Annotated in this window: 16 protein-coding genes and 1 other annotated feature; of the genes, 1 reads left to right on the top strand and 15 read right to left on the bottom strand. The window is 51.9% G+C overall.

The genetic code is table 11. The features are described from left to right. Nucleotides 1-17 precede the first annotated feature (17 nt). The 7 genes from GXP70_RS15135 to GXP70_RS15105 all read right to left on the bottom strand — a co-directional run bounded on the left by GXP70_RS15135 (nucleotide 18) and on the right by GXP70_RS15105 (nucleotide 9,158). Nucleotides 18-1,799: a cache domain-containing sensor histidine kinase gene (locus tag GXP70_RS15135; protein WP_162357593.1), complete on the bottom strand. Its 1,782-nt coding sequence runs from the start codon at nucleotides 1,797-1,799 to the stop codon at nucleotides 18-20. Beyond that, the gene (locus GXP70_RS15130) at nucleotides 1,789-3,387 is read right to left on the bottom strand and encodes a response regulator (protein ID WP_162357592.1); all 1,599 of its coding nucleotides are present in this window, start codon (nucleotides 3,385-3,387) and stop codon (nucleotides 1,789-1,791) included. Before GXP70_RS15130 ends, GXP70_RS15135 begins: the two co-directional genes overlap by 11 nt. Nucleotides 3,388-3,469: 82 nt before the next feature. Further along, on the bottom strand, nucleotides 3,470-4,621 hold the full coding sequence (locus GXP70_RS15125; protein ID WP_162357591.1) for a serine hydrolase domain-containing protein: 1,152 nt from the start codon (nucleotides 4,619-4,621) through the stop codon (nucleotides 3,470-3,472). A 23-nt stretch (nucleotides 4,622-4,644) separates the two neighbouring features. After that, on the bottom strand, nucleotides 4,645-5,571 hold the full coding sequence (locus GXP70_RS15120) for a GNAT family N-acetyltransferase (RefSeq protein ID WP_162357590.1): 927 nt from the start codon (nucleotides 5,569-5,571) through the stop codon (nucleotides 4,645-4,647). Between the two features lie 446 nt (nucleotides 5,572-6,017). Then, nucleotides 6,018-6,323: a GNAT family N-acetyltransferase gene (locus GXP70_RS30310; RefSeq protein WP_404822360.1), complete on the bottom strand. Its 306-nt coding sequence runs from the start codon at nucleotides 6,321-6,323 to the stop codon at nucleotides 6,018-6,020. Nucleotides 6,324-6,364: 41 nt separating this feature from the next. Further along, on the bottom strand, nucleotides 6,365-7,828 hold the full coding sequence (lysS, locus tag GXP70_RS15110; protein WP_225442429.1) for a lysine--tRNA ligase: 1,464 nt from the start codon (nucleotides 7,826-7,828) through the stop codon (nucleotides 6,365-6,367). 95 nt (nucleotides 7,829-7,923) lie between these two features. Beyond that, nucleotides 7,924-8,197, bottom strand: a binding site (T-box leader). A gap of 130 nt (nucleotides 8,198-8,327) precedes the next feature. Then, nucleotides 8,328-9,158: an SDR family oxidoreductase gene (locus tag GXP70_RS15105; RefSeq protein WP_162357588.1), complete on the bottom strand. Its 831-nt coding sequence runs from the start codon at nucleotides 9,156-9,158 to the stop codon at nucleotides 8,328-8,330. A 96-nt stretch (nucleotides 9,159-9,254) separates the two neighbouring features. On the opposite strand from GXP70_RS15105, the gene GXP70_RS15100 reads away from it, so the two are divergent. Beyond that, complete coding sequence (locus GXP70_RS15100) at nucleotides 9,255-9,623, top strand: MerR family transcriptional regulator (protein ID WP_162357587.1); 369 nt, start codon at nucleotides 9,255-9,257, stop codon at nucleotides 9,621-9,623. A 131-nt stretch (nucleotides 9,624-9,754) separates the two neighbouring features. Here the strand turns inward: GXP70_RS15100 and GXP70_RS15095 are convergent, their stop codons facing one another. From GXP70_RS15095 to GXP70_RS15060, 8 genes are all read right to left on the bottom strand, one after another. Then, entirely contained in the window at nucleotides 9,755-10,735 is a 981-nt protein-coding gene (locus tag GXP70_RS15095; RefSeq protein ID WP_162357586.1) for an aldo/keto reductase, read from the bottom strand. A 30-nt stretch (nucleotides 10,736-10,765) separates the two neighbouring features. Then, a complete protein-coding gene (locus tag GXP70_RS15090; RefSeq protein WP_162357585.1) occupies nucleotides 10,766-11,164 on the bottom strand; it encodes a cupin domain-containing protein in 399 nt (132 codons plus the stop codon). 357 nt (nucleotides 11,165-11,521) lie between these two features. Beyond that, complete coding sequence (locus GXP70_RS15085) at nucleotides 11,522-12,607, bottom strand: helix-turn-helix transcriptional regulator (protein ID WP_162357584.1); 1,086 nt, start codon at nucleotides 12,605-12,607, stop codon at nucleotides 11,522-11,524. A gap of 216 nt (nucleotides 12,608-12,823) precedes the next feature. Then, nucleotides 12,824-13,711: a fructose bisphosphate aldolase gene (locus GXP70_RS15080; protein ID WP_162357583.1), complete on the bottom strand. Its 888-nt coding sequence runs from the start codon at nucleotides 13,709-13,711 to the stop codon at nucleotides 12,824-12,826. Between the two features lie 90 nt (nucleotides 13,712-13,801). Then, nucleotides 13,802-14,737, bottom strand: coding sequence for a dihydrodipicolinate synthase family protein (locus tag GXP70_RS15075; protein WP_162357582.1), 936 nt, complete (start codon nucleotides 14,735-14,737; stop codon nucleotides 13,802-13,804). A gap of 20 nt (nucleotides 14,738-14,757) precedes the next feature. Beyond that, nucleotides 14,758-15,879 (bottom strand): ROK family protein, encoded by a 1,122-nt coding sequence (locus GXP70_RS15070; RefSeq protein ID WP_162357581.1) that lies wholly within the window; start codon nucleotides 15,877-15,879, stop codon nucleotides 14,758-14,760. An 83-nt stretch (nucleotides 15,880-15,962) separates the two neighbouring features. Continuing rightward, the gene (locus GXP70_RS15065; RefSeq protein ID WP_162357580.1) at nucleotides 15,963-16,844 is read right to left on the bottom strand and encodes an AraC family transcriptional regulator; all 882 of its coding nucleotides are present in this window, start codon (nucleotides 16,842-16,844) and stop codon (nucleotides 15,963-15,965) included. A gap of 143 nt (nucleotides 16,845-16,987) precedes the next feature. Beyond that, nucleotides 16,988-17,851, bottom strand: coding sequence for a carbohydrate ABC transporter permease (locus GXP70_RS15060; protein WP_162357579.1), 864 nt, complete (start codon nucleotides 17,849-17,851; stop codon nucleotides 16,988-16,990). Nucleotides 17,852-17,858 lie beyond the last annotated feature (7 nt).

Genomic DNA, 17,858 nt, shown 5'->3' with positions numbered 1-17,858 from the left:
GCGTGAAATGCGGCGCTTTAGAGCGGCAGCTCTACGATCGCGGAGATGCCGGGTCCTTCATGCCGGCGGTAGGACAAGCCGTATTCTTCGCCATGCAACAGCTTGATCCGCGTGTTGATGTTGCCGGCTCCGTATCCGCGGCTCGGATCGTCCGTCTCTTGCGCGAACATCGTGCCGATGCGCGCCTCGGACATGCCGACGCCGTTATCGGCGACGCGGATGACGAATTTGCCGCCGTCCGCCGCGGCGCTGACGGTGATCGTTCCCGTCTCTTCTTCCGTCTCCAGAATGCCGTGAATGATCGCGTTCTCGACGAGCGGCTGCAGCGTGATTTTGGGCATCGGCCGGTCGTAAAGCTCGTCCGGTATGTCGATGACGAGGCGAATGCCGTTCTTGAACCTGGCGTTCTGAATGTCGATGTACGCGGCGATATGCTCGATTTCGCTGCGCAGGCAGACGATATCCTCGCCCTTGCTCAGGCTGAGCTTATAGAACTTGGACAACGATTGAACCAGCTCGTAGATGCTCTGTTCCTGAATGCGCAGCGCCTTCCAGTAGATCAGGTCCAGCGTGTTATAGAGAAAATGCGGATTAATCTGCGCTTGAAGCGCCTTCAGCTCCATGGACTTGACTTCCTGCCCGAGGGTGTACTTCTCGTCCAACAGCTGCGACACTTTGGCGATCATCGTCTGGAAGTTCCGCCCCAGCTCTCCGATTTCGTCCTTGCCGTCATGCTGGACGCGAATCGCGAAATCGCCTTTCTTGACGCTCTTCATCTGCGAGATCAAGCGGCGGATGCGCCGGGTGGTGGACGATGCCGCGACGAACGCAAGGGGCAGCAGGAACAGTCCGATCAAGAACGTCAGCAGCAGCATCTGCTTCATCGCTTTCCTCTGGGACCGCACGATTTCTTTATACGGCGTCAGACTGACCAGATACCAGTCCGTATCCGCGACGTTCTGCGCGCCGACTAGATAGTCCATGCCGTCCAAGCTGCGCTTCCGCCAGTCGCCGGCCTTCAGGTCGACGGCGGGGATCGCATCCAGCATATCGGGTTTGAAGACGACATCCCCTGCGGCGGACGTCGAAGAACGCGCGATCGGCTGGCCGGCCCGATTGATGAGATAGACGGATGAATTCTCCGAGAAGGCGACCCGGTCCAGAATGGAGGCGAAAAGGCTTCTCGGAATGTCGACGGTCAACACGCCGAGGACGTTGCGGAAGTTTTCGTTGTCGTAGATGCTCCTCGCGATCGAGAACGTGTCGGTGCGCTCTGCCGATAATTCGCGCTCCTGAATCGTATTCGGGAAGAGCTCGAATGTCGACGTGCTTCGCTGCAGACTGGCGTACCACGGCTTCGCTTCGATTCGCGTCATGCGCATGACGTCGTCCGTCTCGTTCGCGGAAGCGACCGCTTGCGCCGTATACAAGCTTGTCTTGATAATGTCTTCGCTCGGCTTCGTGATGTAGAACTGCTTCCGAATGTCTTCGACGTCGAAGCTCCATAACCCGTAGTGATTCAAGTAGTACGACGCGTCCCGGTGCAGAATATCCTGCATGCGCTCGTTGGAGGCCAGAATGGTCAGGTAGTTCTCGGCCACATAGAGCTTGTATTCCAGGAAGGAGCGGCTCTGCTCGAATACCTGCTGGGAGGAGTATTTCGCCTGCGCTTCAAGATCCTTGGACGTGATGCGGTAATTGAGCGCGATGAACAGCGTGAACGCGATGGCAAGCAGGAGCAGATACTGCAGGAACAGCTTGTACTGCAGGTTTAAATTGCGGTAGAAGTCATGCTTCATGGAAGCTCTTCGTCCGATAGTCGGAGGGCGTCATGCCGGTGTATTTCTTGAACAGCGTGGAGAAATAGTTCGTGTCGATCAGGCCGACGTCCGCCGTGATCTCGTACAGCTTCTTGCCGCGGTCGAGCAGCAGCGCCTTCGCTTTCTCGATGCGAAGCGCGGTGATGTAATCGTTCACCGTTCGGCCGGTCGCTTTCTTGAATAGGGCACAGAGATAGGTCTGGCTCAAATGCGTATGATCGGCAATCGATTGGATCGAGATTTGATTGCTGGCATAGTGATGGTCGATATATCGCTTGATTTCGTCGATTTTGTCAACGCCGTTCGCCGCCGGCTTCTGGAGCGTCATCTCGACGTGCGCGAGCAGGAACCGCGTCAGCTCTTCGAGCGTTGCGCGGGTATCGATCTCGCGCCACATGTATGTGGTTTCGTTCTCGTCGCCCGCGTTCGCTTCGTCCCACTGCATCGTCGCCTCGAACAGAATGCGGAGGTGATTGAAGAAGAGATTGCGGATTTTGTTCGTGTCGGGATCGGCCGATCGGGCAATGTCCGCCGATAACCGGCGTACGTAGTCGATGACATCTTGAGCAGCCGCTTCGCGCAGCATGCGTTTGAAGCCGGCATAGCCGGACTTATCGAAGTCGAAGGAATACCCCGCCGTTGCCGCGATCGGCATGTACACCCGGCTGTCCCCGTGGTAGAAATGCCGCCTGGCTGCCGTCAGCGCCGTCTTGTACAAGCCGGCGAACGCATCGGTACGCGGGGTCATATCGCTGCATCCGGCCGAGATGGAGCAAGCGCCTGCCGGACAGACATCCAATAAGGCAGTCAACATCAGCCAGGCCAGCTCTTCGCCCTCGGCCTCGCCCTCCGCAGCGCCCTTCTCCTCGCCGCCTCGTTGAATAGTCGCTTCCGCTGCGACGACGAGGCAATTATCGCCCACGAAGCCGGCTATCATGCGCGTTCCGGGGAAGGCGTCCGCTTGATTGAACCGGTTCAGCATGCTGTGCTTCCAGACGGTCCTCTCCTCTTCGGCTGCCGCCAACGCCCAATGCAGCGTCAGCGCGTACACGCGGTAGCGCCCGCCGCCTCTCAGCTGCAGCATATCCGGCGAAGCGCGCGCGATCCAGTCGGTCAGATCGCCTTTCTTGCAGATCAAGTCCACGACGATTTCCTGGCGGAGAAAAGCGATATCCCCTTTCGTCCCTACGGCGGACGCCAGTCGCTTGACGATGCCGAGAAACACCTGCTTCAACTGTTCCATCTCGACCGGCTTATCCAAGTAATCGACGGCTTGCAGCTGAATGGCCGATTTCAGGTACGCTTTATCCGCGAAGCCGCTCAGGAATACGATTTCGCAGGCCGGATACAAATCGCGAATGCGCTGTGCCAGCTCGATCCCGTTCATCTTCGGCATGCGGATATCGGCCAGCAGGATCGCCGGCCTGTAATGCTGGGCAAGCTTAAGCGCCGTTACCCCGTTCTCGGCCGTTCGCACCTCCGCAATGCCCCATTCGGACCATGGCACAAGCTCCGACAAGCTGTTACGGGTCGTTTCTTCATCATCGACGATCAGCAGATTCGGCATGGTCATCCCCTTTCTGTAAGTGCTTACAATCACGTATATTCTATCTCGCTCCGCGTTATCCTGCACCCGCATTCCACGATCGTCAGGCTTCCCAGACGCTGGCGTATACATAATTACGAATCGTGCCGTGCCAGCGATACCACGGTGAGCCGCCCTCCTGCTGCGCATAGAACAGCGCTACTTCCGCCTCCGGATCAATGACGACATAGCAGCCGCGGGCGCCATCCCAACCGAACTCGCCATTGTGGCTCAACGCGTTGTTGTCCTCTCTGTCCACCAGCGTTCGTACGCCGAGCGCATAGCTGTACCCGCTCTTGCTCACGCCGCCGAATTTGGCGAAATCCTGCTGAGCCTGCGGGCCCAAGCGGCCTCTACGCATTTCATTGACCGTCTCCGGCCGCAGAATACGTTCGCCGTTCGGCGCCAATCCATAATTGCACAGCGCCGCAGCAAACAAGATGTAATCGCTTACGGTAGAGAAGAGTCCGCCCCCGCCGCTCTCATACGCTCTGCCCGGCTGCACATTGAATGTCTCGCCTATGCTCTCGGCGGTATGCGTCTTCCCGTTGAAGTTGTTGTACAGCTTGCAGAAACGCTTATCGTCCTTCAGCACGAAAGACGTATCCCGCATACCGATCCTGTCGAAAATATGCGCCTTCAAATACGTCCCGAGCGTCTTGCCCGACAGCACTTCGATTAAAGCGCCCAGTACGTCATGGCAGGCGCCGTACTTGAAATGGGTGCCCGGCTCGAAGAGCAACGGCTCCGTGGCCAGCGCTCTGATGACATCCAACGTTCTGCCTTCGCCGCCCGATGCCTTGATCGCCTTGTCGGTCTCCTCGGTATCCCGCCGGTCGATCCCCGCGGTCATGCTGAATAGATGCTCGATCGTGATGGGGTTCCGCGCAGGCCGCAATTCCTCCGACCCGTCCGCCCGACTATGCCGAACGGCCATGTCCCTGTATTCGGGGATATAGGCATACAGCGGGTCGCTGAGCTTGAACGCTCCGGCCTCGAGCAATTGCAAGAGCGCCGCGCAAGTCATGACCTTGGTGGCAGAATATAGCCGGAATATCGTGTCCGGCCCGAACACGATTTGGTTCTCCACATCGGAGAACCCGGCATAGTGCTCGAAGACAGGCTTTTGCTTGTAATACACGGCCATTCCCAGGCCGGGAATGTTCTTCTCCGCGTAGAAACGGTCTAGATAGTCTGTCAGTTTCGAGAAGTTCATCGTACTGTTTCACTCTCCCTATCTCATTTCAGCATTTTTTCCAATCTTACTTCGCTGTAGTTTGGTCGCCAGCCTAATTTACTGTTGATTGCCGCCATTGGGCCGTTATTATCGCGAGTGGAAGTAAGAATGCCATGGTAACCCATCCTTTTCGCAAACTCGATTCCTTTTACTTTTAAGGCTGTTGCTACCCCCTGTCCGCGAAATTCTCTCGCTGTTGCAGTCAGACCTTGAATGAAGTATTGAGGTGCGGAGGGCAATCTCATCAAATGGCTATGTCCGATATACCTTTGCCCTTCCTTGGCAATAAAATAGGCTTCTGGAATGTTATCTTCGTGGGTTAACATTTGATCATTAGGAGAGGTTCGAGGTACAAGCGGCTCTGTTGGGTAGTCAGCCCAAGTCAAATTGTTAAGCGCTTGCAATTTCGAAAAGTACGCTGCATCCGAGTTGAGTTCTTCAGCTAATGTCGTAACCGCGATCCCTCGTGCGTTCAGCGTACTTTCATTATCTACATAAGGCGTAAGGTCTATCTCTGTTGCCGGTAAATAAAGGTGCATCATGCGATGATTTTCAACAAATCCGAGTCTATCGTACAGCTGCAATAATTGAATCTGATCCTGAAACGCTCTTGCCTGAACCGCATATGGTCCAATAATGCGAATATCATGGATGATTTGATTAACAAGCATCTCCACAACTTCATAATCAGGATGAAATAATAGTTCGACTTTGAGAATCAAGCGCGGTGATGCACGTTGTTCCCATATTAAGCCGTAACCGATCACCCGTCCTATCTCATTCGCTGCAACGTACTTTCGAAGCATACGGCAATGCTGTAAATTAGAAACCAGCGAAAAGGAGCCTATCCTTCCGCTATACACAGATTCACTAATACGAATGACTTCTTCAAAATCCTGCTCAACACATTCACGAACCATAAATGACATATTCAACTATCCTCCCCTTTCAACTTATTATCAAGCAGCATCGCGGCTCTATCCATTTTGCGCCTATTTTACCACATTGATTTTATTCTTAGTGGCTCCCGGCCGGCTTCATGACGGCTGGTTCACGGTGCGTTCGTTGATGCAAGGAAACGGACAGGAGATCCGTTATCCGCTTCTTTATCACGTTTTTCCGCGTGCCGGCGGACAGGAGATCCGCTATAGCGGCTGATTAGCCTGTTTTCGATATCATTCGGGGATATTAACGGATCCTCTGTCCGCGAGTCTTGACGGGAGATCCTTTCCTTTATCAACAATCAAGTTTATCAGAGCCAATGAAAAGAGCAGCTGCCTGCGGCAAACTGCTCTTTGGTCCGTTGAACGATAGCGCCCAACTAGAACAATCGGATATTGGAATTCTTTTGAAGTAATGGTCTCCTAATGCTCGGTTAACGGAATGATTTCAACAAGTTAATCTCTGACGTTGGTAAGACACAAGCTTCAACCTCTACATCGGCAGGCATGAACCCTAAATTATAATAGAGCAATTCTGCGTAAGTGCCTTGCAACAAACCAAGTCTCATGATCGGATACTCGCTATGCAGAACGGTCAATGCCCTCTTCAACATATTGGCAGCTATCCTCCTGTTCCTGTGCGCGGGGAGGACACCGAAATTAAATAAGCCCGGGTAAAATGTCCGTTGTTGGTCTTCCATAAACAACAAGCATACGCCGACTAACCGATTCGAAGCCATATCGTAGACCAGAGTCGAAGCGTTTTCTTGGGAGTGCTTACCTAAATCTTTTTGGTTAACGGAAACAATACGCAATCTTTAATGGTATCGCAGTCAGTGAATACCATTAGCAGCCGTTCGATTCCAAACCCCCAGCCAGAAATAGGCGGCATGCCATACTCCATAGCAGTCAGATAGTCTTCATCCATCTCCATGGCTTCAGAATCCCCATTGCTTCTCAGCAGAGCTTGAGCTTCCAGCCTTCTTCTCTGCTCCAGCGGATCCACGAGCTCTGAATAGGCATTAATGATTTCCGCCCCATTCACCACGAGCTGGAAGCGATCGACGATCAAAGGATTTTGATCATTAGCGCGCGCCAGGGGAGACAGGTCGATCGGATGCTGAATAATGAATGTCGGTTTGATCAGCTTCGCCCGGCACGTCTTCTTATAGAGCAGATCAATGAAGTTCCCTCTTCCCAAGGATTCCGCCTCAGCATGATCTACTGATATATTTCTGCTTCTGGTCTCTTCGTACAAATCCTGCACATCCGGATATAGATCAATATCTATTCCCGTATCCTTCATAATCAAATCTCGAAAAGAGACGATCTCCCACTCCGAGGCAAAGTCAACGGCCAGACCATTCATATGGATCGTTGTCGTATGAAAAGTCCGCTGCAAAATGTTCAGCACCATCTCGCGCATGAACTGCATGGTTTCTTCGTAGCTCCAGTATGCCGCATAACCTTCCACCATCGTGAACTCCTGCAGGTGTTGAGGGCTAATCCCTTCATTTCGGAAACACTTGGCAAATTCGAATACTTTGGCGTAACCTCCAACAATTAATCGTTTCAGATACGTTTCCGGTGCAATGCGCAAGTTGAGTTCAGTATCGAGCGCGTTATGATAGGTTCGAAACGGCTTGGCGATTGCACCGGAGGATGTATGCTGCAAGACAGGGGTCTCCACTTCCAGGAAATCGTTAGTCTCCAAAAAATTCCTAATCGCGCTTACCATTTTTGCTCTTGCCAGTAAACGGGCTTGGGTTTCCTTGGTCATGATAAGATCCAAATAACGCTGTCTGTACCGGGTCTCGACGGAAGTTAAACCATGCCATTTGTCCGGTAACGTCCGCAAAGCCTTTCCCAGGAAAACATAGTGCTGAATGCGCAGCGTTTTCTCCATCGTTTTCGTCGTAAACATATTCCCTTCGGCACCGATAAAGTCTCCGATGTCTACCCATTTATCAAATTGTTTAAATGCTTCTTCCCCCAACGTTTCCTTATTGAGCAGCAGCTGCAGGCTGCCCTCGATATCCGATAAGGTTACGAAGATGAGCTTGCTGAAGCTCCTCAGGCCAAGGATTCTTCCGGCTACTCGCACTCCCGCCGTACCATCCTGCAGTTGAGCTGCTTCATGAAGCGCTGTGTTTATATTAAATTTCTCTGGGTATACCGGGATCCCCAGGGATTTCATGCTTTCTAATTTTTCTAAACGAAGGGCAAATTGCTGCTCATTGCTCAATGGAATCACTCTCCATATGGTTTAGTTGAGGATATGACCTGGACGAATTCTCCGTTCTATGCAATAAAAAAACTCCCACCCCCAAGATTATTCATCTTGAGGACGAGAGCTGTTCGCTTCGTGGTACCACCTCAGTTAATTGATATGTCGCCATATCAAACTCTTCAGGTACGGTCAATGTGCTGCTAATCATTGATGATACCCTATCTCGTTAACGGGAGATCCCGTCGCAGTATCACTAAGAGCCTTCCCTTAGATCCGTGCGAAGCTCCGAGTCTTTTTTCATTCAGATCATTAATGCTCCCTTTCACCGCACAGGAGCTCTCTGTAAATAACGATCAAAATTACTCTTCTCTTCATAGCCGTTAATTATATATTCGGAATATTATAAATAATTTAGCAAAATAATTCAACATAGTCAATTGATTTAGGATGTGCAGTCAAGCACGTCTGTTAAACAACGGCAGCCGCTCATTCCGATCGGCTTGCTTCACGGGCACTATTCTCCGAAATAATGCCCTTCCTCCAAATCGGCGAGAAGTCCCTGTTGGACAGGCTTCCAGCCCAGCAGCGCCTTCGTCCCTTCACTTGATCTCGCGAGATCAAGCGACGCGACCATGCCTAGGAAACCGTAGATCGCCTGCGCCTCTTCGCGCGGGATGCTAACGACAGGCACGCCTAGGTGACGGCCGATGACGCCGGCAATGTCGCGGAGCGCAATGCCCTCGTCGTCCACGCCATCCAGTCGTGAGCCTGCAGGCGCAGATTCTACGGCGAGACGGAACAAGACGGCCGCATCCAAGCGGTGAATCGCCGGCCATCGGTTGGCGCCGTCTCCGATGTAAGCCGAAGCGCCGCGTTCGCGGGCGATCCGAATGAATTGCGGCACGAAGCCTTTGTCTCCTTCGCCGTGAACGGAAGGCGCAAGCGAGACGATCGAAGCTCTCACGCCCTGCTCGACGAACGCAAGCGCCGCGTCCTCCGATGCTTGGCCATTCGCATGCGCCGTGATCACAAGCGGTTTCCCGGAGCCCGCAAGCCCTTCTCCCATTGCTTCGATGGCTCGGAGATCCGTTGCCAACGATGCCGCGAAATTAGAGAAGTCGTGATTAAATGCCAGATGAATGACTCCGTCAGAAGCGGCTGCGCAGCTGCGCAGAACATCCGCGTCCTCTAAAACACCGCGGACCGCCACGGCTCCCAGGCTCTCTATTACTTGAACACCCTGCTCCGAACGGGTCAGTCCGACTACCTGATGGCCCGCACATACGAGTTCGCGGACAACCGCCGTACCAATATAACCTGCCGCACCTGTAACGAAAATACGCATAATCAATGTACGCCTCCTAAACATTTGACGAAGATAGGACTTCAGTTTAAACTATGAAGTTAACTCTAAGGCAAGCGTAAGGAGGCAGGAATTCATGTGAAAATTCAAGAATTAGCGGACCTGATGGGCTTAACGCCCCACACCATCCGTTTCTATGAGAAGGAAGGCTTGCTCGACAGCAGGCATATTCAGCGGGAGAAGAACAATTACCGCAACTACGCTGACGAAGCCATCGATCGGTTGAAGCTGATTAAGAAATTTCAGGGCATCGGCTGCTCGTTAGCCGAACTGAAGACGATATTGCAGGATCACGATACGAACGCGCGCACGAACCAGGAAGTCATCGAATGGATTCTTCAGAAGATTAATGAGATCGAGCGCAAGAAGGACGAATACGATCATATGCTGGTCACGCTGAATTGGATGCTGACCTACAGGAAGCTGCTGAATGAGGACCCGCAGTAAGCCGAGGCTATGATGGCGGAATGGCATCACAAAATTAACCTCTAGTTGTACCAAGTGAAAAAGCTCTTGGACGCATTTTGCGTCCCAAGAGCTTTTCGCGTTGCTTCCTTGTTCTATTGACGCCCGACGTTCTATTGATGCCCGACGATACGATGCGGTACGTACGGCTCTTCCAATGACGCCAGTTCTTCCGGTTTCAGCTGCACCGAGAGCGCGGCCGCCGCGTCCTCCAGATGCGAAATCTTCGTCGCGCCTACGATCGGAGCCGTGACCGGATCCTTGTGCAATAGCCAGGCCAGCGCGATTTGAACACGCGGCACGCCGTACTTACCGGCAAGGCTCGCTACCTGGTCGATGATCGCGCGATCCGCTTCCTCGGTCGCGCCATACTTCTGTTTTTGCACCTCGTCGGTTTCGGAGCGATGCGTCTTCTCCTGCGGGTCTCGGGTTAATCTTCCTCCTGCAAGCGGACTGTACGGGATCACTCCGATCTTCTCCGCCTTGCACAGCGGCAGCATTTCGCGTTCATCCTCGCGATAGATCAAGTTGTAATGATTCTGCATCGTGACAAACCGCGTCCATCCGTGTTTCTCCGCGACATGCAGCGCCTTTTGAAACTGCCAGGCGAACATCGCGGAAGCGCCGATATATCTGGCCTTCCCGGCCTTGACCACATCGTGCAAGGCTTCCATCGTCTCCTCGATGGGCGTGTCGTAGTCCCACCGATGAATCTGGTACAAGTCGACATAATCCGTGCCCAGTCGTTTTAAACTGTTATCAATCTCGCTCGTGATAGCCTTCCGGGACAGCCCGGCTCCGTTGGGTCCTTCATGCATGCGAAAATGCACCTTCGTCGCCAAGACGATCTCTTCGCGGCGGGCAAAATCCTTCAACGCCCTGCCGACAAACGCCTCGCTCGTTCCTCCCGCGTATACGTTTGCGGTATCGAAAAAATTAATGCCCAGTTCCAAAGCTCGTTTAATGACCGGACGGGTCTGCTCTTCGTTCAGCACCCAGGAATGATGCCCGAACGCTGCATCGCCAAACCCCATACAGCCAAGACATATCCGCGATACGTCAACGCCGGTATTTCCAAGTTTGATGTACTGCATCGCATAACCGCCTCCTTCCGACTTGTTGGATCAGACTAGCTTGCCGTAATGATCGTCTTCAACCGGCTCCTGCCAATCGGTTGCCCCTGGCGTCAGAGCCAGGTGCACGAACCAGCTGTCATGCTTCGCGCCATGCCAATGTCTGATGCCAGGCGGTATATTGACGACATCGCCCGTCTTCAGCGGTTGCGCGGGCTGGCCCTCTTCTTGATACCAGCCCTCGCCGCCGGTAACCAGCAAAACCTGCCCTTCCTGATGGGAGTGCCAATTATTGCGCGCTCCCGGCGCGAAGGTTACGTTCCCGATCGCGGTATTGAGCGGCGTCGGATCCGTAAATACCATCTGCAGGTAAGCCTCGCCGACAAAGTATTGCTCGACTCGCTGGCCAAGCGGGAAAATAATGCTCTTGTTCAATTGTTCGTTGTTCAATAGCCAAACCTTCTTTCTTCGATGTAAGCCGCTGCTCAAGCTCGTTCATGCATGGTTCCGCCGCTATGTCCCCTGCGGCTATTTTGTCCAATCCTGACCATTTTCAACGTATGGGCCGGCAGCCTTGCGTTCCAACTTAACGATTTTAACGATTTGATTTAATCAACTCCTGTCTATTAGTATAGAATTCAAACCGAATCCTTCAATGGTTAAAAAAGCCGAATCTGTTGATAGATCAACAGATCGTTGAACATTGTTGATTATAGATACGGCGAAATCGATCGGGACCTCCCCGCGAAAAGACCAAAAGGCAGCCGCTCCCATTAGCCGGCTGCCTTCATGTCCAATGATCGATGATTAGGCTTGTTTTACGGCTTCCATCATCTTGAAATACTGCAGGTCTCCGAGTCCATAATGAGGAAATAAACGAAATAACTGCTGCAATAATTCAGCCTTGGGCACATTGAGATTTTTTCGTATAAATGCGGTGATTTCATTATCTTCTTTCAAATACTCGAGATACAATTGAATGCCTTGGTACATCACAGGCATTAACTGCGCTTCGGGCATACGATGTTGAATCAACGCCTGTTCATAAATTTCTTGATAGCCGCCCAGCAGGATATCCGTTTCTTCCACTTCATACGTCGCTTCCTTCACCATATGGAAGTAGACTTTCCCGTCAAATCCCGCTTGTTCCAGATAGGCCAGTACGGTCAGCAAATTCATTTGACAGAACATGTCATCGCCGAACCATAGAACCGCGCATTTGTACTTGTTCTCCAGCAGCGGCTTCAACGGCTTCACGGTTATCTTCTCGTATTCTTGCAATGAAACCCGGTGTCCGACCGCCCTCAGCCTATTAAATTCGTCGCCGAAAATCGCATACGTCGTTTCGTTGGCGCACATCGCTTCATTGAAAGGGACATAATCGCTCTTCTCCATCAGCTGATGGTTAACGAACTCCTCGTACATCATTTGTCCGTTCAAGATATTCAAAATATCCCGGTCGAATTGATCGTAAATAGCAGACTGCAAAGCCTCGATCTTTAATTTCTGCGAAATGTCCATCGAATAACCGTCCTTTCTGCCAGTGAAATCCAGTTTCACGATCGTCTGCAAGGGCTGCGGCTTCTTCCTGTAGGCATTGGGACTGATCCCAAAGGTCCCTTTGAACGCTCTTGAAAAAGCTTCCTGCGATAAAAATCCGTATTTGAATGCAATATCAATCGTCCTGTGCTTAGTTTCCTTCAGTGCGATGGAAGCCAGATAGATTTTTCGAAGCGACATATATCTTTTGATGGAGATTCCGGTCAGCTGATGAAATTTAAAGGAACAGTAGTACGGCGAGAATCCCAAATCGTTACCCAGACGCGCCAATGAAAAGTCTTCGACGAGATGATCCTCGATCCAGTCAATCATCTCCTGCATGGTTTTATCCATAAGCCCTCCTCCTATACTCATTATAGAAGATAAGGACATCGTTTTTTTGATATAAGTTGCGTTTACTGCTCGTTATAGGCAGCTTGGTTTAAGCCAAAAGAAAAAGCTATCGCAATGATAGCTTTGGAGAGTGGTCCGTTATCCTCGCCGCAGAGCTTCAAGGAATTATGGTTAATTGCGTATGGGGACGGTTACATCCGAATTGCGTTCCCGGCGTCATGCGATCGACGCCTTGTATATAGACCGGATGGAGCCGGTCAGCAACCCGTTGAACGCCTCGTCCGACTGCTGATCGGACAACCCTTCCGCCAAGGCGCGCGAGAAGCTGGCAATCAAGCCGTGATTGCGGGCCAGCCGCTCGTTCGCTTCTTCCCGCTCGTACCCGCCTGACAGCGCGACGACCCGGGCGACATGCGGCTCGTCCATCAGATCGCGGTAGAAATCGTCCTCCGTCGGGATCGAGAGCTTCAGCATAACGGTCACGTCGGGCGCAAGCGCGGACAGCTGCTTGAAGATTTCGTCCTTCAATAGCCGTTCCGATTCCCGCTTGTCGCGGCTGTTAATATCGACTTCCGGCTCGATGATGGGAACAAGACCTGCGGACCAAATCTGCTTGCCGAGCTCGAACTGCTGCTCCGCTACCTTGCGAATCCCATGCGGATTCGCCTCATGAATGACCGAACGCATCTTCGTTCCGAAGACGTTGCGCCGGGCCGCCCGCCGGAGCAAGCCGTCCAGATCGGGAATCGGCTTGAGTACCTGCACGCCGCCATCCAACTCCGCCAGCCCCTTGTCCACCTTCAAGAAAGGCACGATGCCTTTCTTCTCCCACAAGTAGTCGGCCGTATACAGCCCGTCGATCTTCCGATCCATGGTGTTCTCGAACAGGATTGCGCCCAGGATGTATTCCGCGTCAAAAGCAGGACTCTTGATGATCCGCGTCCTCATCTCATGAACGAGCGCGAACATCTCCTCGTCGCCGGAATAGCGGCTCGGCTCGATGCCGTACTGCTGCAGCGCCTTCGGCGTGCTCCCTCCGCTTTGATCCAGCGCTGCAATGAACCCTTGACCTGTGCGAATGCGTTCCATCTGCCTCTTATTCATGTTCGAAAGTCCTCCCAAAACGGCTTTTCTTCCATTGTACCTTAGATCGCTTCATAATAAAAAAGAGGGTTTAATGGCTTCGGCTTTGAATTAGTCAAGCGAGGCAAGCCAGTCGCGGAGCTCCTCCTGCATATAACGTATGCCATCCTGCAGATAGATGACCTGATCGGTCAACCGCTTGTTGCTGTCGCGGCAGTGAACATGCATAGGCGTCTCGTATTTTTTCAGATAATACTTGGCACTGGCACGATAGCCCGTGCTTGTCGCTTGTCCAAGAACCCCGAGATAGTAGGAAAGGCGCTGCGCCGCTTCGGGATGCTTTTGCCAGTTCTTGCACAGCCAGACGAACAAGTCGGCATGATGGTTCGCGCAGGTTCCGCTGTAACCCGCTGCCCCCATCTTCAGTGTCTCATATAAGAACGTCGTGTTGGCGTTATACAGCTTAAAGCCGGACCCTTTGGTCCATTCAAGCTTATCTCGCATTCCCTCGACCGTGCATGTGGTATCCTTCAGAAAGACAAAACGGCCGGTCTGCACGCAGTAACGGATGACTTCCGCCGGAACGGGCATATTGCCTTCGCCGGGACGTTCATAGAAGCCTAGCGGCAGATCGCTGCTCAGATCTTCGACAAGCCGCTGGGTATTCTCAAGCATCGCCTCGGCAGCGTATTCGCCTTCCTTGCCGTACCTGCGCGTCAGGCGGCTTACGATAAATATCTGGGCATCGATGCCCGTCTCGGCAAGGGCATTCATCTCCTCCAGCTGACCTTCGTACGATACGCTGCTGTGACCCGAGGTGACGATCGTCATATCGCCCTTCCGGTCAGTAATAAATTTGGACAGCTCCACTTTTTCTTCGAGCGTTAACGCGTCCATCTCGCTAGAGGCGCAAATCGCGAATATGCCTTCGCAGCCGCTCCGGCGATAATACGCCATCAATCCCTCTACGCCTTGATAGTCAATGCTAAGATCGTCATTGAACGGGGTTAGCATGACCGGATATACGCCATCTGGAATCGAATACATATGGATTACCTCCTTAATAATTAGCCCAGCACCTCAAGCGGCCTAGAGAACAAGGCGTCAAGTACCGTTGCCGTCGCCCCCATCGCGCTTTGCGATTCGCCAAAGGTAGCCGGCTGCAGCAACACTCTATCTTTCGCGAAAGCAAACAGCCTCCCCCGTAACCGCTCCTGGATGACAGGCAGGTATTCGCTTATATAGGGGAATAAACGACCGCCCAGTACAATAATTTCCGGATCGTACATATTGCATATATTGATCAATGCCGTTTCCAAATACCGCAGCGTTTCTTCCATGCACCGAAGCGCATCGGAATCGCCTTCGCGTACGGCTGTCATGAATGCGTTCATATCGCCGCAGTCGAAGCGCCGGAGGATGCCGATAATGGACCCGACCGTCTCCCAGCACCCCTGATTGCCGCATTCGCAGCGCATGCCGTTCGGTTCGATCGTCATATGCCCGACCTGCCCGTACAAACTGTTCGTGCCGCGCACGATTTCGCCATTGAAGATGACACCGCTGCCGATACCGATGCCCATCGTAACGAAGACAAGATCCGCGCCGCTTTTGCCAAGCCCGTACCGGCTCTCGGCGAGCGCCGATGTGCGGGCATCGTCCTCGATTACCGCAGGCAGCCCGTATTGGCGCTCAAGAACCTCCTTCAACGGATAGCCCGCCCATCCTTTGAAGTTAGGGGGATTGATCAGAATCCCCTTCTCGTGATCCATCGGCCCCGGCACGCCTACGCCCAGTCCAACGATCTTCAGCCCTTCGGCGATCACGTCATTCTTTATCGCTTCCAGATAGGGGCCTATGACCGCCCAATAGCCTTCAGGCCCCGTATGACCATTCACATTGCCTTCCGTTGCTTGCAATTTATTTCCTGCGAGATCCGTTAACACGATTTCGAACGAGGAACGGCCGATATCCAGGCCGATGATCCGGTAATAGCGAAGGTCGAATCCCAGCATCACCCGTTTCCGGCCTACCAGCCCCGATATGGATTGGTATTCCCGTATGACCTTTAACTGGATCAGCTCCTGCGTCAAATTGCTGATCGTACCGGAGGTCAAACCGGTGCTTGCTACGAGCTCGACCCGCGAAACCTGCGCGTGCTTCCATATTTCCTTCAAGATGACCGACATATTATGTTGTTTGATCCGCTGCGAAGACATGATTTTATTGGTTTGGATAACGACTCATCCCATCTTATTCAGAATAGGGTTCCTTAATAATTGATCCGAAACTGAATTGGAGAGACGCCGGTCAGCTTTTTAAACTGACGGCTGAAATGGCTCGCCGATGAAAAGCTGAGCCTTCTCGAAATTTCTTCAACCCCCATTTTCGTCTCCGACAAATATCGCTTCGCCGTATTGATCTTGATTCGGTTCAAATAACTTTTCGGAGAAATGCCGAATACGGCCGTAAAATGCTTATTGCAATTCGACACGCTCATATACAGCTCTTCCGCGATTTTGCTAATCAGGACGTGCTCCTCCACGTGATTTTCCAAATTGGAGGCGATTTTATGAGCCACTTCGTATTTTTCATAGCTGATTTTCTTCTTCTTTTCTTCCTTATGCAGGCTCTTCTTTTTTAATATATCCACAAGCTCGGAAAGCAGCAGCAGAAAGTAACCTTGTATCTTCAATAAACTGACCGACCCGACCGATTGCATAAGGTCGAACTCGTGGGTCTGATTCCAGTCATCCTGCGCCTCGGATTGCTGCGCGATAAGCGTGTAAAACTCATCCAAGCCCGTCTCCGTCTGGTCTTCCGGCACGACAATCTGTTCGCCCTCTTGGCACAGCCAATAGCGCAGACTGCACTCGTCCAAATCAAATTGGAAGGTGAAGAACGTACACGGTTCTTGACTATTATTGATAAAATTATGCACGCGATGAGGCCCGATAAGCAGCCCCTCCCTGGAGCCAAGCCGATAGTGGCAGCCATTCACGTTAATTTGAAAACGTCCGTCTATGCAATAGAGAAATTCAAATACGGGATGACTGTGGTTATCGGAAGTCCAGGCAGGTTCAACGGTCATCTGATGAGCTCCAGTAATTGAAGTGGAGGTTTTCATTTCAGGCAGACTATATACCCTTTCCATTTTTCTACCGCCAATCATCGGATTTAGGTTGCACTTGATTTCTTTCAATTTACAATTTTACAATAATTCAGTTTATTCCACTGTTGAGATTACTGCTTTCTTCCGGCATTGACAACTGCTATCTCGCGACAACCGAAATGCGACTAGCCCTTTATCCCCCCGATCATGACGCCTTTTACGAAGTATTTCTGAATAAACGGATAGACGAGCAGAATAGGCAAGGTCGTAATGAAAACCATCGCCATCTGCACTTGGTAAGCCGGAGGGATCATGCCAAGATCGTTATTCGTGTCGGTGATCGTCGTATTTAATATATTTTTCAAAACGAGCTGCAGCGGCCATTTCGATGACGTGTTGATGAATATAGAGCCGTTAAACCAAGCATTCCAGTTCTCAACCGCATAGAACAAGCCGATCGTGCTGATTGCCGCGAGGGATAACGGGAATATAATTCGGATAATCATATTCAGCTCCGACAGCCCATCCATTCTCGAAGCATCGATAATCTCGCTCGGTATGGTTTCGAAGAAGCTGATCATGACGATGACGTTAAAGGTGCTAATCAGTCCCGGCAGGATTAACACCCATATCGAATCGATTAAGTGCAGATGGATAAAGAGAATATACGTTTGAACGATACCCGGCGGGAATAACATCGTGACCAACAAGAGAAACTTAATGAATTTTCGGTAAGGCAAATTTCGCCTTGATAACGGATACGCCGTAATAATGGTGAATACCAATTGCAGAAACGTACCTGCTACCGTCACGAAAGCGGTTACGCCAAACCCGCTCAAGAGCTGCTTGTAATGAACCAGGTACTTATAGGCGCCTATATTGAAGCCTATTGGAAAAACAGTGACTTTACCGGTGTCGGCGGCAGCGGTCGAGCTAAACGAGATCGCAATAATATTAATAAACGGGTATAAAATAGAGACGCTGAATATGATTAACAGAATGCCGTTCAAGCAGCTGAATATTTGCTCGCCTCTTGTCCGTCTCAGCATGTTCGTC

The sequence above is a fragment of the Paenibacillus lycopersici genome, from assembly GCF_010119935.1.
GTDB lineage: Bacteria > Bacillota > Bacilli > Paenibacillales > Paenibacillaceae > Paenibacillus_Z > Paenibacillus_Z lycopersici.
This window is presented reverse-complemented; position numbering and strand designations above follow the sequence as displayed.

Excerpts from the sequence above, each read along its gene's own strand:
- GXP70_RS15135 (WP_162357593.1), bottom strand. The coding sequence starts at position 1,799 with ATGAAGCATGACTTCTACCGCAATTTAAACCTGCAGTACAAGCTGTTC.
- GXP70_RS15130 (WP_162357592.1), bottom strand. The coding sequence starts at position 3,387 with ATGCCGAATCTGCTGATCGTCGATGATGAAGAAACGACCCGTAACAGC.
- GXP70_RS15125 (WP_162357591.1), bottom strand. The coding sequence starts at position 4,621 with ATGAACTTCTCGAAACTGACAGACTATCTAGACCGTTTCTACGCGGAG.
- GXP70_RS15120 (WP_162357590.1), bottom strand. The coding sequence starts at position 5,571 with ATGTCATTTATGGTTCGTGAATGTGTTGAGCAGGATTTTGAAGAAGTC.
- GXP70_RS30310 (WP_404822360.1), bottom strand. The coding sequence starts at position 6,323 with ATGGCTTCGAATCGGTTAGTCGGCGTATGCTTGTTGTTTATGGAAGAC.
- GXP70_RS15105 (WP_162357588.1), bottom strand. The coding sequence starts at position 9,158 with ATGCGTATTTTCGTTACAGGTGCGGCAGGTTATATTGGTACGGCGGTT.
- GXP70_RS15095 (WP_162357586.1), bottom strand. The coding sequence starts at position 10,735 with ATGCAGTACATCAAACTTGGAAATACCGGCGTTGACGTATCGCGGATA.
- GXP70_RS15085 (WP_162357584.1), bottom strand. The coding sequence starts at position 12,607 with ATGGATAAAACCATGCAGGAGATGATTGACTGGATCGAGGATCATCTC.
- GXP70_RS15080 (WP_162357583.1), bottom strand. The coding sequence starts at position 13,711 with ATGAATAAGAGGCAGATGGAACGCATTCGCACAGGTCAAGGGTTCATT.
- GXP70_RS15075 (WP_162357582.1), bottom strand. The coding sequence starts at position 14,737 with ATGTATTCGATTCCAGATGGCGTATATCCGGTCATGCTAACCCCGTTC.
- GXP70_RS15070 (WP_162357581.1), bottom strand. The coding sequence starts at position 15,879 with ATGTCGGTCATCTTGAAGGAAATATGGAAGCACGCGCAGGTTTCGCGG.
- GXP70_RS15065 (WP_162357580.1), bottom strand. The coding sequence starts at position 16,844 with ATGGAAAGGGTATATAGTCTGCCTGAAATGAAAACCTCCACTTCAATT.
- GXP70_RS15060 (WP_162357579.1), bottom strand. The coding sequence starts at position 17,851 with ATGCTGAGACGGACAAGAGGCGAGCAAATATTCAGCTGCTTGAACGGC.